This window comes from Lysinibacillus sp. NPDC097195 (genome assembly GCF_044762075.1).
Taxonomy (GTDB): Bacteria; Bacillota; Bacilli; order Bacillales_A; family Planococcaceae; genus Lysinibacillus.
Map to the genome: position 1 here is coordinate 174,721 of NZ_JBIWDP010000004.1, position 14,254 is coordinate 188,974.

Sequence of the window (14,254 nt, forward strand, 5' to 3'; positions counted from 1 at the left end):
GTTATACTAAATTCATAACCAATTTTTTTGGCGATTATAGTTATAAAAAGGTGCTTGCCCACAATGAACTAACACTTTTTAAGTTTTTTAGTTCTGAATAATAACTAAACAATTAAAGGTACTTTCTAGTTGACTTCGTACTGGCCATTCTATAGGTCCTTCCGTTCAAAATAAAGCTCCAAGCAAAACAAAGTACACCAAATTACTCAAAACAAATGGACTATATTGGAATTTTACAGTATTATTTTACTAACACGTCTATTTGAAGGAGCTTGTAAATGCAGATTCAATATAATCAAGGTTTGTTCACACAAAATCGTTATAACCACACGAATACTGAATTAAATAATACTTTAAATAAACTTTCTTCAGGCTATAAAATTAATCAGGCAGCTGACGATGCGGCCGGTTTAAGTATAAGCGAAAAAATGCGTGCACAAATCCGAGGATTAAATCAAGCTGGGGAGAACATTCAAGATGGCTTGTCTTTACTTAACACTGCAGATGGTGGGTTAGCAAATATTTTGGATCCAAATCTACAGCGACTGAGAGAACTTGCAGTACAAGCTTCAAATGATACGTTAACAGATGAAGATAGACAAAAAGTTCAACAAGAGGTAGATCAAATAATAGAAGGAATACGTGACATTGCTTCAAAAACACAATTTAATGGCATGTATTTGCTGGCTGGAACGGCTGATAAAGATGGAAATGGTATAGCCTCTGGTTCTTTAGCTCAATATGTTCAACAAGTTACAACAAGTGGAGGCGTAACAGATACATATACATACAATTCCATTGATTATGCTAGTGCCATTATTGATTTTAGCAATATTAACTCAGCTAGTGATATAGCGAATTTAGAGGGAAAAGGCGTTTACTATACTTGTTGTTCTTGTAATCAAGCTTATAGTATTAAATTTGTAAATGGTAATCCAGATACATCACGTTTAAATGATACAAATCCCGTGATGGAAGTGGATGTTAGTACAATTACAAATGGAACGGATTTAGTTAATAAAATACTGGAAACAGCTTATGGTCAGCCAGGATTTGTCTATGATCCCACTCCGCCTAATACGAATATTTTACCGAATGGCGCAACAAATTTTGTAAAGCACTATTCACAATTAGCAGCTGATGGTGGGAAAATATATATATACGATTATAGACCTGAGTTTGCTGGTGTTAATTGGCCAGTGAATGATAGTGGTGTGTTTGAGCTTAATGTATTTGGTGAAACTGGGCAAGACAAAGATTTGTTCTTACATTTAAATATACAAGTAGGGAGTAATGCAGGACAAAGTGTTAAAATTTCAATACCAAATGTAACGGTAGAACAACTAAATATTGATCCTTTACTTGTTAATTCTCAAGAGCTCGCAAGTTCTGCCATTTCTAAAGTTGAACATGCCATCATGAAAGCATCAAAAGCAAGGTCAACAATAGGTGCCTATCAAAATATGTTTGAACATGCCTACAACAACGTAAAAAATGCTGAAGAAAACTTAACGAAAGCTGAGTCAACTTTACGTGACGCAGATATAGCGAAAGAAATGTCTAAATTAAAAAAAGATCAAGTTCTTTTACAATCATCTCAATCGATGATGGCGCAAATTAATCAAATGAGCCAAGGTATTTTAGAAATATTAGGCTAATTAAAAAATACAGCACTATTCCAATAAAGGACTAGTGCTGTATTTTTTTATAAGAATTATTTAATACTTTCACTTTAGTGCAACGAAAGATATAAGTTCTTCCGATTGCTCTGATTACATTTCCTGGGCAATAGTTGTATTTAATATTATTGCAATATAAATGCCATAGACGTAATCAAATTAACACCTCCTTGTTCTTTTTCTCGCAAAAATCTATGTTACGATGATTTACATTAACAACTAAGAACGCACATGGAGGATTAATGAATGCTAAAAAAAATTATTTCAATTGTACCAGTTGCAATGCTTTCAGCAACTTTAGGTGCGAATGCTCAAGCTGCTACAATAACCGTACAAAAAGGAGATACTCTTTGGGATTTATCCCGTGAACATCATACATCTGTAGAAAATATTAAAACGTTGAATCATATTTCGACCAACCTTATTCATCCTGGCGATGTCCTTTCCATTGCACAACAATATACCGTTATGCAAGGCGACACATTATGGGACATAGCCCGAGATCATCAAGTAACGGTTTCGCAAATTAAAGAATGGAACCAATTACATACGGACCTCATCCATCCAGGTTTAATTCTATCCATTATTGATGGTGCAAAAACGAGTACGGCTGTAACTGATAAACCAATAAATGCTGTAGCTCACGAATCTAAGGAAAATACAAATGCAGCAACTAATAATTCAAATGCAATAGAGCGTAAACCTGAAGTTTCACAGGAGAAAGCTCCTGAAGCGACTGCTCCAACAACAAATGATACTGCTACAAAGGAAAATGAACCAGAAGCAACCGCTCCAACAACAAATAATACTGCTGCTAAGGAAAATAAACCAGAAGCAACCGCTTCAACAACAAATAATACTGCTGCTAAGGAAAATAAACCAGAAGCCACTGCGCCAGTAACCAATAATACTGCTGCTAAGGAAATTATTGTGGAAGCTTCAGCCTATACCGCTTCATGTGAGGGATGTTCTGGGATTACCTCTACTGGTATTGACCTTAAAGCAAATCCAAATGCGAAGGTCATCTCAGTTGACCCAACGATCATTCCACTTGGTAGTAAAGTTTACGTAGAAGGCTATGGTGAAGCAATTGCAGGGGATACTGGTGGTGCCATTAAAGGCAATCGAATCGATGTCTTCTTCCCTTCTCAACAAGATGCCATCAATTTTGGCGTTAAACAATTAAAGGTCACAATATTAAACTAATGTTTCCATCCTATCCTTAGGATTTTATATATATAAAGGCGCCTTAAATCCTTTACTAAGCAAAAAAGAACTAGACTAGATTCTTTTTTGCTTATTTTTTCTTCTAATGTTTTAGGTGCCTCATTTCTTAAGCTTATTAAAGGTTTTATTTAACCATATATTAAATTTCTCTCTCTCTTCGAACTGTGGATAATGGGCAGACTCCTCGAATATAATAAACTCCTTTACAGGTGCTTCTATACTATCATAATATTTTTTTGCAGCATTAACAGACGTCATGTAATCGAATTCCCCCATTACAAAAAAGATAGGCACATCCACTCGATTTACAATGTCCGTTATATTATGCTTTACCCCTTCGCCCCACAATGCTTCTTGTGTAATATGAATCCCTCTAAAATAACGAATGACATCGAGCCCATTATATTCAGGGTTAAAAAGAAATCCTGTTAGATAATCTGTATTATCATTAATAAGTCTTGATGCACCACCATATTTACGTACAAGATTTCTCGGCGTCGAAACTTCTCCAATTTTAATCAAGGGTTGCATTAGCATTAATTTTTCAATATTATCTGAATCTCTATCTAGTTTGGCCTGTTCTAATATAAATTCTAAACTGTCCATTTCACTTTGAACTACATCTGCCACTTGCCCTATACCTATATATCCATAAAATTGCTCAGGTGATTTATCGATAGCTTTCATTCCAATATAAGTGCCAAAAGAATGTCCAACTAATAGAACCTTTTCTTGTTTAAACCTCTCCGAAATGTAATTGGTTAATGCCAACAAATCCTCAACCAACAAGTCTGTCGTTAAATTTGAATAATCCTCAAAAAAGTGATGGGATTTTCCACTACCACGCTGATCATAATGGATAATAGTAAATTGCTCTTCAAGTTCCTTTTGGTATTTTCTTACGTAAGGGATTTCCGAGCACGCTGGGCCACCATGAACAAAAATAAGAATGGGATTGCTTGAATCTTTTCCTCGAATCATCATTTCATGTCCTGTTCCGTTAATGACAACCTGCTCCAACGTACTTATACTTTGTTCCCCTTTAATATGGGGAGTCCATGTAGGAAAAAACATCCACAGTAAGACAATTAACAAAGATATTAATAGACTTAGTTTCAATACACTAGTCTTATTCCATCGCTTTCTATTTCTTAAATTCTCTCTATCAGCCTTCTTCAAAATAGAATTCACCTACTTTTTTACCAAATAATAGTTAAATTATTATACCATGTACTAATTATTGTTCATTATAGGTTTTAACATTTGTCTAAGTGTGGTTTTTGTACACGCTTTATGGAATTGAATGATGTGATAACGTAAAAAGGAGGCCCTGCCTTACATATAGGCAGGACCTCTTCGTATTATTTAAGCATTGTCGCCGTTAAAAATTCGCGCGTTCTTTCCTCTTTCGGATGGTTGAAAAATTGTTCAGGCGTGCCACGTTCAACAATTTTCCCATCATGCATATAGACAATCCAATCAGCTACTTCTTTTGCAAATCCCATTTCATGGGTTACAACAACCATCGTCATTCCTTCTTCAGCTAAGTCTTTCATGGTTGTTAAAACCTCTCCCACAAGCTCGGGATCGAGTGCCGATGTTGGTTCATCAAAAAGCATAATGTCTGGTTCCATCGCAAGCGCTCTTGCAATAGCTACCCGTTGCTTTTGTCCACCCGATAGTTTACTAGGATAAACATCCGCCTTATCTTCCAAACCTACTTTTGCCAGCAATTCTTTTGCTTTGTTAATAGCCTTCTCTTTGTCTACACCCTTTACCATAATAGGCGCTTCAATAATATTTTCTAACACCGTTTTATGCGGGAATAAGTTAAAGTTTTGAAACACCATTCCAACCTTTTCTCTTATCTTATTAAGGTCATCTGTCCGGGGATTAACTTCATTTCCTTCAATAATAATATTGCCGTTATCCTTTTTCTCTAAAAAGTTCAAACAGCGCAGGAGGGTACTTTTCCCTGACCCACTTGATCCTATTAAACAAACAACATCGCTTTCGTAGACTGTCATGTCGATATTTTTCAATACATGTAAGTCTCCAAACGATTTATTCAATTGATTTATTTTAATCATTTCCTTAGCATTCAATCTTTTCAGCTCCTATCTGTCACTTACTGCTAGTTTCAGTTCAATTCGATTCACTACTAATGTCATCAGCGCTACTAGCAATAAATAGTAGACGGCTACAATGAGTAAGTAGGTCATTTCGTCAAAATTATTTGATCCAAGTGTTGTCGCCACATTAAACAACTCATTCATGGATATAAATGCGGCTAACGAAGAATCTTTTAAACTGATGATAAATTGGTTGCCTAAAGGCGGTAATGCACGTCGGAATGCCTGTGGCAGAATAATTCTTCTTAATGTCAATGTCTTATTCATACCCAAAGAACGTCCTGCCTCGAACTGACCTTTATCAACTGATTGAATTGCTCCGCGCAGGATTTCTGAAATATATGCTCCATTATGTAACGCGAGAGCAAGTGAAGCAGCCCAAAAATCAGGTAGAAGAAAAATACCACTAATTCCGAAGTAGAGGATAAATATTTGAACAATTAGCGGTGTTCCGCGAACTAAATAAACGTATATATTTGAAATAAATTCTAAAATTTTTACATTAGAGATTTTAAATAAGGCAAAGACAAGTCCGATAATGGTTCCAAGTAAGATCGAAACCACTGTCAGCTCTAATGTTAAAAGCATAGCTTTAAAGAATACACCTTTTGTTTCAATTAGTATGTTAAAAAAATGCGAAAAACTTGGCAAAGTACTACTTCCTTTCTCTTTACAGCGTTGTTTTATTCCGGTTTTTTGGTTATGTCTTCACCAAAATATTTGATACTGATTTGCGTCAGTGTCCCATTTTCTCGAAGATGTTCTAAAGATTCATTTACTCGTTTTAATAGTTTCGGATTATCTTGTGGCAGTACAATCGCTTGTTCACTGCGATTAATTAATTGCTGCCCTTTAATTTCAAATCCTTCCTGTTCAGCAGTTTTCCCTGTAACAAAATCTGTTATTACTGCATCATGACGTCCGCTACTCAACGCCTTCAAGGCTGTAATATCACTGTCATATGTTTTTATATTGTCTGTAAACTCGGAAGCCGTATCAGCATATGTAGAACCTTTTGCAACAGCTACTTCCTTGCCCTTTAAATCTTCGACAGTTTTGATTTTACTATCCGGTCTGGTGAAAATTTTTGGACCCGAATAATAATACGGAGTAGAAAAAGATACATGTTTACTACGCTGTGGATTAACCGTGTGGCTGGCAACTGCTGCATCCGCTCGACCTGTTTTCACCCCTTCTACAATCCCTTTAAACTTAATTCGTTTCTGAATTGGCTCTAGTCCCATATCCTTTGCAATCGCTTCACCCACCTCAATATCAAAGCCTGACATTGTGAGATCGTTATTCATATAACTAAATGGCTTAAATTCACCAGAAGTAGCAAAAACAAATTGATTTTTATTTATCAGTTCAGAACCATCCTCAAGCTTCTGCTTCTCAGCACAGCCAGATACAAGGCAGACTGCGATTATGCTAAAGAGCAATATTAGCTTTTTTTTCAATAACATATTACCTTTAACTCCTTTCTCTTTTGTTTATTCCTATCATGCTTTTGCTAAATAACTTGCTTATGATGGTTAATACCCTATCTACCTCCGATAAAACAAAAAAGTGTCAGGCACTTTTAATTGTGCCTGACACTTACTTCATCAAATTTATAGTATATAGCTCCTTTTAGTCTAATAATATGGTTCTGCATAATAAGTATAAGTGCAGTTTAACTATCCAATTTACTTTAGTATTGATTTCATATGTCCATCTATTTTTATACATAAAAAGACATCTATAGGGAATAATCATTATAGTTATGACCATTATTTTAAGGAGATGGATTAGATGTCTGAAATTCTTTATAGTTCAACTGCAACCACATATGGGGGATTAGAGGGAAAAGTTAAATCATCGGACGGTGTTATAAATATGTCTACCGCTATACCAGGAACTGATAGAGATGAGAAGTTAGAGCAAGTTACAAATCCAGAACAATTATTCGCAGCAGCATACGCCACATGTTTTGATAATGCTCTACAAATAGTAGCAAATAAGGAAAGATTGAATTTGGAATCACAAGTCACAGCTAATGTTCAATTGTTAGAAGATGAACAAGATGGATATAAGTTAGCCATTAACTTACACATTAAGGGCGAAAATATTGATAACAACCAATTAAAGAGTCTAGTCCAAAAAGCCAGCCAAATTTGGCCGTATTCTGAAGAAAAAAGAAAAAATATGGAATTAACCCTTGAAGTCGATACATTAAGCCACTAATTAAGAATGTCCTTAATTTACTAGGCAAGAGAATTGAGCGCCATTCCTTCGTTTTAGCAATCATTGAAGAAAATTTAGCTATATTGATCGAAACATTTCATACTAAAAAGGTAAGCGAGGCAAGCTTTATTAAAAGGCTTGCCTCGCTTTTTTCGCTCACGAAGGTGCGGTTCTCTGTAATAAATATAAGTGCGGTTTCTACTTGTAATCATTCATTGGCCCTATATCCATTATGACTTCTACCATATTTGAGGATCCCATCCTAAGTTTAGGTCTAAACTCTGAGTTCGGTGTACTATAAAGCTCTAATGGACTTATTATAATTCCATCGTGCGTATTATGAAGGATTCCGGGCACACAGGAATAAATTCTATCATTATTATTTGCATTCTTGGCCACTATGGTAACAGAGGTTCCATCATGATTATCTATACTCATGGACACCTTGTATCTGTAGAAAGAGCCTGTTCCATTTGACTGGGCAGAATAAACCACAGGAACAACTGCGAGAATATCATTATTTAACCTTAATTTGATTACTTCTGTCTTAGTTGACCCATTATTCCCCCTAATATCTCCCATATGTTCCACTGCCCCGTTGCCAAAACTTCTGAGAGGAGGCGTACCTTCCGCCCCAAACATAGCTACATCTATCTGTTTTCCATCCTTTGTATAGACTAAGGCATATATATCATAATCTGTCCCCGTCTTCCAAGATACCGTAGCGGTAATTTCAGGTGTTTTATCAATGATAACTGGCTTTTGACCTTTGGCGAGATTTATCTGGCCCTTTACCTTTTCAAGACTTATCGATGGCACCGAGTTTTGTATATGTTTATTTTCAGAAACAGTTAGAGTCTTATCAGGTTCTATTGATGATTGTTTTAGAATAGTTTTAGGTTCAGAATGCGTGTTTTGCTCATCATTTTCAACCTCAACTCCGTAATTTTCACATAACCCTTCAAGCCCAGAATTAAAACCACGCCAGATTGATCTTGCCTTCGTCTGACCATTCCTTAGATATAATTCTACTACTACGATTCCATTTTCGTTTGTGAAGCTAGATGGGGTTAACTGGATAATCGTATTATCGGTACTTATCTCGGCCTTTAAATTTTTTACATTTGAAAACCCCGTACTATTATCCTCTGTAAGAGTAATCGCTATTTTAGTAATACCTTCCGGAACTTTACTCATATCAAAATTAATTTTATGTACTTTTGTATTACCTACTTGCTCAGATGGTATAAGCGTAGCTACACCTGAAGAGCTTATTGGTTGATTATAAAATATAATCCCGCTATCTCCTTGTACCTTGCCTGAATCAGTCAAAAGGAAAGCAGTTAAGGAAATATCTATCGAATTAGAAATTTCGTAGCTAACAGTAACATTACCTTTCGGGGAACTTAAAACCACATTTGCACCCATCTGAAGAAATTGATTCATTTAAACCACTCCCTACTCTTCTATTCATTTATCACCAAACAATTTTCCCTACAAATTCCTCTTATATAATTTTGCTAACCTTCATTCTTTAAACTTATACTATATGGATTCATTAGTATCCACTAAAAACCATTACATCTATTAATAGTATATTTCGAAAAATATAAACAGTCTAATCTTTTTAAAATTAGACTGTTCTTAAATTCCTATTTAAACTGTACTTACTTATGGTACGGTTCAGCGTAACATGTGTAAGTGCTTTCTTTATAAATCAACTTCTTATTTTACATTTATTTAATCAAAATGTATTATATACTTAACATAAATTAAGGAGGATTGTGTTTTATGTCTTTTATTACGCAAGAACAAATATTAAAAGTATTAGTTGGCTTCAATCCATGGTGGCATACAGAAAAGATTCCAGAAAATTTAACTCGCCCTGTTAAAAGACTCGCCTTTTATGAAGCTAAAAAGATTTTTTACCATCCTCAAATACGTCGTGAAATTATACTTTCTGGTCCAAGACGAGTTGGCAAAACTACAATTATGTATCAAATGATGGAGGAATTAATTGAAACTGTTTCATCAAAACAGATTCTTTATGTATCTTTCGACCATCCAATGCTAAAACTTTCCAATATAGGAGAAATAATTGATGTTTTTGAAAATAATATTTCATCTAACACTGACGAATTATATCTTTTCTTCGATGAAATTCAATATGCACCCGATTGGGACACCTGGTTAAAAACACTTTATGATCAACATCCACAATATAAAATCTTAGCTACAGGGTCTGCTAGTCCGATTATTTCATCTAAAATGGCTGAAAGTGGTGTTGGTAGATGGACTCAAATAAAAATACCAACACTCTCCTTTTATGAATACATTGAACTTTTAAATATTAAACGACCAAAACTACCTTTAGGAATTAAACCTACATCTCTCGCTCAATTAACTCCAAAAGAATTAGCTGATTTAATGGTTTCATTAACGCCCTTACAGAAACATTTTCATAATTATTTACTAATTGGAGGGTTTCCTGAAATTGCTCTAACCGATGACATTAGTTTCGCCCAAAAAATAATCAGAGAAGATGTTGTAGATAAAGTTATAAAAAGAGATATCGTTTCCCTATTCAATGTCCGTAATGTTGCTGAATTTGAAAAGATTTTTTTATATTTATGTATGACGAGTAGTAACATCTTGATACAAGATACAATTGCTAAAGAAGTAGGCGTAACTCGACAAACTATAAGTAACTATATTGAGTTACTTGAACAAGCAAATTTAATCTACTCAAGCCGCCCATTAGATTTAAGTGGAAAGAAACTTTTAAAATCAAAACCTAAGATTTATTTAGCTGACCCTGCAATTAGGAATGCTGTTCTAATGTTGGGAGAAGAAGTATTAACAGATCCTTTAGAAATGGGCATTATAATTGAAACTGCCGTTTATAAACATATTCATACATTCTTTTATAAACAGCAATTAGAGATTTGTTACTTTAGAGATGCAAAAACTCAAAAAGAAATTGATGTTATAGTATCATTCCCCATAGGAAGAATTTTAATTGAAGTAAAATACAGACAAAACTCTACAATTTCTGAAAATGAAGCTATTGTTCAATGGGCAAATGACTCCAAAACTAAAGGTGCTATTATCGTTACTAAGAATAACGATGATTATGGTATTACTAAACATATTACGACAACCCCGGTTATTCGAATTCCTGCATTCGCTTTTTTATATTTACTTGGAAATGCCGAAAAAGAGGGATATGCAAATCAAATATAAAACTAGACCATTTAGAACATTATCATTTCAATGTTCTAAATGGTCTTTCTAAAAACCGCACTTACTTATGGTATGGTTCGCCCTTCATAATTCTAAAGCTACGATATATTTGCTCAATTAAGACAAGCTTCATTAATTGGTGTGGTAATGTCATTTTGCCAAATGATTGTTTTTCGTCGGCGCGTTTGAGGACATCATCGTGTAGGCCGAGGGAACCACCGATAACAAAAGCAATTTTACTTTTTCCATAAGTCATTAATGACTCGATATCAGCTGCCATTTCTTCGGATGTTTTCATTTTGCCGTTTATGGCTAGGGCGATAACGTATGTGTCTGGGCTAAGTTTGGCAAGGATGCGCTCGCCTTCTTTTTTCTTTACGATTTCCATTTCGGCATCGCTCAGTTGCTCTGGTGCTTTTTCATCAGGCACTTCGATTAACTCCATTTTTGCGTAACCACCGAGCCGTTTTACGTATTCGTCGATCCCCATTTTTAAGTACTTTTCTTTTAGTTTTCCGACTGATACAATTGTTATATTCACACGTTATCCACCTTTACATTTCATTTACAAACAAATTATCCACAAAAGTTATCAACATATCCACAAGCATTTTCTATATATTGTGTAAAGTTATTTACTTGATACAATATATTCTGCTGGCTGTTCACAGTAACTACATTTTGTGGATAACTTTTTTTGCTCTTCTACTTTATCCATAATCGGGAATACTTTTTGCTCCGCGACAAACATGTCTAAAGCGTGCTCTATATGCTTTTCACAACTGTATTTTTCCATTTTTTCGTGTCTCCTTATTTTCCGAAATTTCCACAAACTTATTCACAATTCGGTCTATGTTATCCACAATCTATTGTAACAAAGGAATAGCGCGTAGGAAAGGAAGGCTTTTACCCGCTTTCTGTTGTGTAAAGTAGTTATTCACAAATATCTAGTTATCCACACCTATATTTACTAATTGGCGTCGCTACAAAACGCTATATCCTAATCGACGCTAGCACCTGCCTTCTAGACAAAACCTTAGATTGAAGTAATCGTCTAGGATAAAACAGTGATTCCTGCTCCAACCCTAGTAAGACGCAACAGCCCGTGTGTATGCGAGGGTTGCGGCTTACATGTATGCCCGCGGAAAGCACCGCCGCAGCGCACATCAACGACATAGCAAAAAGTGTTTAACTGATGCTCTTTGTTCGCTATGAACAAAAATGATACTTATCTGTTCTATCTTGTGCAGTAATACTAAAGGAAACAAACACTAGTTGATGGTAGCGTAGGCGGTGACTCCTGCGGGAACGCACATAATGTAAGACGTAACAAGCCGCGCGCATGCGAGGGTTGCGGCTTACATGTATGCCCGCGGAAAGCACCGCCGCAGCGGACATCAACGGTATAGCAAAAAGTGTTAGATTGACTTTTATCAATCTAACACTTTTCTCTTTGCTCCATCTAAATGCTGGTTATTATAAAGAATCACTATTTGTTAATGTTAATGTTACTTCAACTAGTTTACCTTGGCGGTATACTTTCATTGTTAATTTGTCGCCAATTTTTTTGTCATTGTATAAATGTTTACGTAAATCAATAGAAGTTTCGATTTTTTCGCCATCCATTTCAACAATTACATCATATTGTTGCACGCCTGCTTTTGAAGCTGGAGAGTTCGCCACTACATCTGTAATGACAACACCTGTTGTTACATCTTGCGGTAATTTTAATGTTTGTTGTTGATAGAATGCTGGTACGTCTGTTAAATCGACTAATGAAATACCCATTGTTGGACGTTTCATTTCACCATTTTTCTCTAATTCCTCAATAATTGGAATCGCTGAGTTAATTGGAATCGAGAAGCCTAAACCTTCAACTGATGATTCGGCAATTTTCATGGAGTTAATGCCGACTAATTCACCAGCTAAGTTAACTAGTGCACCACCACTGTTACCAGGGTTAATAGCCGCGTCTGTTTGTAATACTTCTTGTTGCCAATCTGCCACTTTGTCACCGTTTAAATCAACTGGTACAGAACGATCTTTACCTGACACAACACCTGTTGTAACAGAGCCATAAAAATCTAAGCCAAGTGGATTCCCAATCGCAATAACTGTTTCACCTTGTTTTAGTACATCTGAGTTACCGAATGTTGCAACTGTTTTAACATTCTTTGAACTGATTGAAATGACAGCTAAGTCTGTCCAAACATCGCTACCGACTAATTGAGCCTCTTCTTTTGAGCCATCTTGCATTGTTACTTCTAATTGTTTCGCGCCTTCAATTACGTGATTATTTGTGACGATAAATGCTTTGTCACCATCTACCTTATAAATAACACCTGAGCCGCTTCCTGTTTCTGCTTCTTGTGTCTGTTGTTGATTCCAAAAACCGCCGCTCGTCACTTCTTGTATATTTGTAATTCCTACGACAGCGCCGGATGCCTTGTCAACAGCACTTATAACATCAGTTGTCACTTCTGTTGCTACTTGGTTAATAGTTGTCTCATTTTTTCCTGTACTACTTGAAGTTGTTCCTGGCATTTGATTGACTAGCCCAGGCAGCATCAGCCAAACAAGCAGGGCACCGATAATGACACCAACAAGACCACTGAAGAAATAGCCACCTTTACCACCGCCGTTGCCGCTACCACCTTTCTTTTTGGAACGCTTCTCTTGCATCTCTTTTTCCTCACGTTCCAGTCTCTCCTGAAGAGGTGATTTCTGAACTTCATCATTATTTAGAAAATCACTGTTTTTATCATCGTCATTGAAATAGCTCATATTTCTCATCCTTTCTAAAACTGCTATCTAATTAATTGTTGCCCTTATCATACGATTCAAACATTAAAATTACATGAAAAATAAATAAAATAGGTATAAAAAATAGCTGTTCAATACATTAAATAAAATGTATTGAACAGCTTTTCTTCATTTCGATAATCATTTGGTCCCTTATTAAACCGTTACTAGTTTCGTTGGCTCCTCAGCATCCGTATCTAATAAATGGACATACTCGCCTGCAATAATGCCACAAGATTGCAATGTTTGTGTAACGCTCATGCGCGCAAGCTCTTTCATATTATTATCTTTACTTAAGTGTGATAAATAAATATTTGTTGGCTTTTCAAACACTACCTCGCTCATAGCAATCGCTGCATCTTCGTTCGAGACATGTCCTACATCACTCAAAATACGACGCTTTATCGACCATGGATAACGTCCCATCTGTAGCATATTGACATCATGATTACTTTCAAACACAAAGGAATCTGCACCTCGAATAATGCCTTTCATACGGTCGCTAACATAGCCTGTATCAGTAATAATCACGAGTTTACGGTCATTTTCATGAAATGAATAAAACATCGGATCTGCGGCATCATGTGACACAGCAAAAGATTCAATAGCTAATGAACCAAAATGCTTCACTGTCTCCATTTCAAACTCAAAACGTTGCTCTATAGGAATATCTCCTACGAGTCCATCCATCGCTTGCCACGTTTTTGCATTTGCATATACCGGCACATTATATTTACGTGCCAATACGCCAATTCCTTTAATATGATCACTATGCTCATGTGTAACTAAAATGCCACTTAGCTGTTTCATATCACGGTCGATTTTTGCGAAGAGCTGTTCCATCTTTTTGCCACTTAAACCAGCATCGACAATAAATGCATGATTATCGTTCTCTACATAAATCGAATTCCCTGTACTACCACTTGCTAAAACACTAAATCGCAT

Annotated in this window: 13 protein-coding genes; 4 read left to right on the forward strand and 9 right to left on the reverse strand. The window is 35.7% G+C overall.

Annotated elements, in window-relative coordinates:
- Positions 1–278: 278 nt before the first annotated feature.
- On the forward strand, positions 279–1,658 hold the full coding sequence (locus tag ACIQXI_RS17930) for a flagellin N-terminal helical domain-containing protein (RefSeq protein WP_402927477.1): 1,380 nt from the start codon (positions 279–281) through the stop codon (positions 1,656–1,658).
- Between the two features lie 267 nt (positions 1,659–1,925).
- On the forward strand, positions 1,926–2,885 hold the full coding sequence (locus tag ACIQXI_RS17935) for a LysM peptidoglycan-binding domain-containing protein (protein WP_402927479.1): 960 nt from the start codon (positions 1,926–1,928) through the stop codon (positions 2,883–2,885).
- Positions 2,886–3,005: 120 nt separating this feature from the next.
- Here ACIQXI_RS17935 and ACIQXI_RS17940 read toward each other — a convergent pair whose 3' ends face one another.
- The 4 genes from ACIQXI_RS17940 to ACIQXI_RS17955 all read right to left on the reverse strand — a co-directional run bounded on the left by ACIQXI_RS17940 (position 3,006) and on the right by ACIQXI_RS17955 (position 6,504).
- Positions 3,006–3,980 (reverse strand): alpha/beta fold hydrolase, encoded by a 975-nt coding sequence (locus tag ACIQXI_RS17940; RefSeq protein WP_402927558.1) that lies wholly within the window; start codon positions 3,978–3,980, stop codon positions 3,006–3,008.
- 287 nt (positions 3,981–4,267) lie between these two features.
- Positions 4,268–4,996, reverse strand: coding sequence for an amino acid ABC transporter ATP-binding protein (locus ACIQXI_RS17945; protein WP_402927559.1), 729 nt, complete (start codon positions 4,994–4,996; stop codon positions 4,268–4,270).
- A gap of 27 nt (positions 4,997–5,023) precedes the next feature.
- Positions 5,024–5,689, reverse strand: a complete 666-nt coding sequence (locus ACIQXI_RS17950; RefSeq protein ID WP_402927481.1) for an amino acid ABC transporter permease — start codon at positions 5,687–5,689, stop codon at positions 5,024–5,026.
- Positions 5,690–5,721: 32 nt separating this feature from the next.
- Positions 5,722–6,504, reverse strand: coding sequence for a transporter substrate-binding domain-containing protein (locus ACIQXI_RS17955; protein ID WP_402927482.1), 783 nt, complete (start codon positions 6,502–6,504; stop codon positions 5,722–5,724).
- A 328-nt stretch (positions 6,505–6,832) separates the two neighbouring features.
- Between ACIQXI_RS17955 and ACIQXI_RS17960 the strand changes: the two genes are divergently transcribed.
- Entirely contained in the window at positions 6,833–7,264 is a 432-nt protein-coding gene (locus tag ACIQXI_RS17960; protein WP_402927483.1) for an Ohr family peroxiredoxin, read from the forward strand.
- 198 nt (positions 7,265–7,462) lie between these two features.
- Here ACIQXI_RS17960 and ACIQXI_RS17965 read toward each other — a convergent pair whose 3' ends face one another.
- Positions 7,463–8,710 carry a TerD family protein gene (locus tag ACIQXI_RS17965; RefSeq protein ID WP_402927484.1) on the reverse strand — a complete coding sequence of 416 codons (1,248 nt, stop codon included), beginning with the start codon at positions 8,708–8,710 and terminating at the stop codon, positions 7,463–7,465.
- A gap of 345 nt (positions 8,711–9,055) precedes the next feature.
- On the opposite strand from ACIQXI_RS17965, the gene ACIQXI_RS17970 reads away from it, so the two are divergent.
- Positions 9,056–10,507, forward strand: a complete 1,452-nt coding sequence (locus ACIQXI_RS17970; protein ID WP_402927486.1) for an ATP-binding protein — start codon at positions 9,056–9,058, stop codon at positions 10,505–10,507.
- A 61-nt stretch (positions 10,508–10,568) separates the two neighbouring features.
- Here the strand turns inward: ACIQXI_RS17970 and rlmH are convergent, their stop codons facing one another.
- The 4 genes from rlmH to ACIQXI_RS17990 all read right to left on the reverse strand — a co-directional run bounded on the left by rlmH (position 10,569) and on the right by ACIQXI_RS17990 (position 14,254).
- Positions 10,569–11,048, reverse strand: coding sequence for a 23S rRNA (pseudouridine(1915)-N(3))-methyltransferase RlmH (rlmH, locus tag ACIQXI_RS17975; RefSeq protein WP_402927487.1), 480 nt, complete (start codon positions 11,046–11,048; stop codon positions 10,569–10,571).
- Between the two features lie 90 nt (positions 11,049–11,138).
- Positions 11,139–11,303, reverse strand: a complete 165-nt coding sequence (locus ACIQXI_RS17980) for a CxxH/CxxC protein (RefSeq protein WP_402927489.1) — start codon at positions 11,301–11,303, stop codon at positions 11,139–11,141.
- A gap of 680 nt (positions 11,304–11,983) precedes the next feature.
- Positions 11,984–13,291 carry a S1C family serine protease gene (locus tag ACIQXI_RS17985; RefSeq protein WP_402927491.1) on the reverse strand — a complete coding sequence of 436 codons (1,308 nt, stop codon included), beginning with the start codon at positions 13,289–13,291 and terminating at the stop codon, positions 11,984–11,986.
- Between the two features lie 174 nt (positions 13,292–13,465).
- Positions 13,466–14,254: an MBL fold metallo-hydrolase gene (locus ACIQXI_RS17990; RefSeq protein WP_402927492.1), complete on the reverse strand. Its 789-nt coding sequence runs from the start codon at positions 14,252–14,254 to the stop codon at positions 13,466–13,468.

Bases quoted from the DNA above. Each gene is read 5' to 3' on its own strand.
- ACIQXI_RS17930 (WP_402927477.1), top strand. From the start codon at position 279: ATGCAGATTCAATATAATCAAGGTTTGTTCACACAAAATCGTTATAAC.
- ACIQXI_RS17935 (WP_402927479.1), top strand. From the start codon at position 1,926: ATGCTAAAAAAAATTATTTCAATTGTACCAGTTGCAATGCTTTCAGCA.
- ACIQXI_RS17940 (WP_402927558.1), bottom strand. From the start codon at position 3,980: ATGTTTTTTCCTACATGGACTCCCCATATTAAAGGGGAACAAAGTATA.
- ACIQXI_RS17945 (WP_402927559.1), bottom strand. From the start codon at position 4,996: ATGATTAAAATAAATCAATTGAATAAATCGTTTGGAGACTTACATGTA.
- ACIQXI_RS17955 (WP_402927482.1), bottom strand. From the start codon at position 6,504: ATGTTATTGAAAAAAAAGCTAATATTGCTCTTTAGCATAATCGCAGTC.
- ACIQXI_RS17960 (WP_402927483.1), top strand. From the start codon at position 6,833: ATGTCTGAAATTCTTTATAGTTCAACTGCAACCACATATGGGGGATTA.
- ACIQXI_RS17965 (WP_402927484.1), bottom strand. From the start codon at position 8,710: ATGAATCAATTTCTTCAGATGGGTGCAAATGTGGTTTTAAGTTCCCCG.
- ACIQXI_RS17970 (WP_402927486.1), top strand. From the start codon at position 9,056: ATGTCTTTTATTACGCAAGAACAAATATTAAAAGTATTAGTTGGCTTC.
- ACIQXI_RS17980 (WP_402927489.1), bottom strand. From the start codon at position 11,303: ATGGAAAAATACAGTTGTGAAAAGCATATAGAGCACGCTTTAGACATG.
- ACIQXI_RS17985 (WP_402927491.1), bottom strand. From the start codon at position 13,291: ATGAGCTATTTCAATGACGATGATAAAAACAGTGATTTTCTAAATAAT.
- ACIQXI_RS17990 (WP_402927492.1), bottom strand. From the start codon at position 14,254: ATGCGATTTAGTGTTTTAGCAAGTGGTAGTACAGGGAATTCGATTTAT.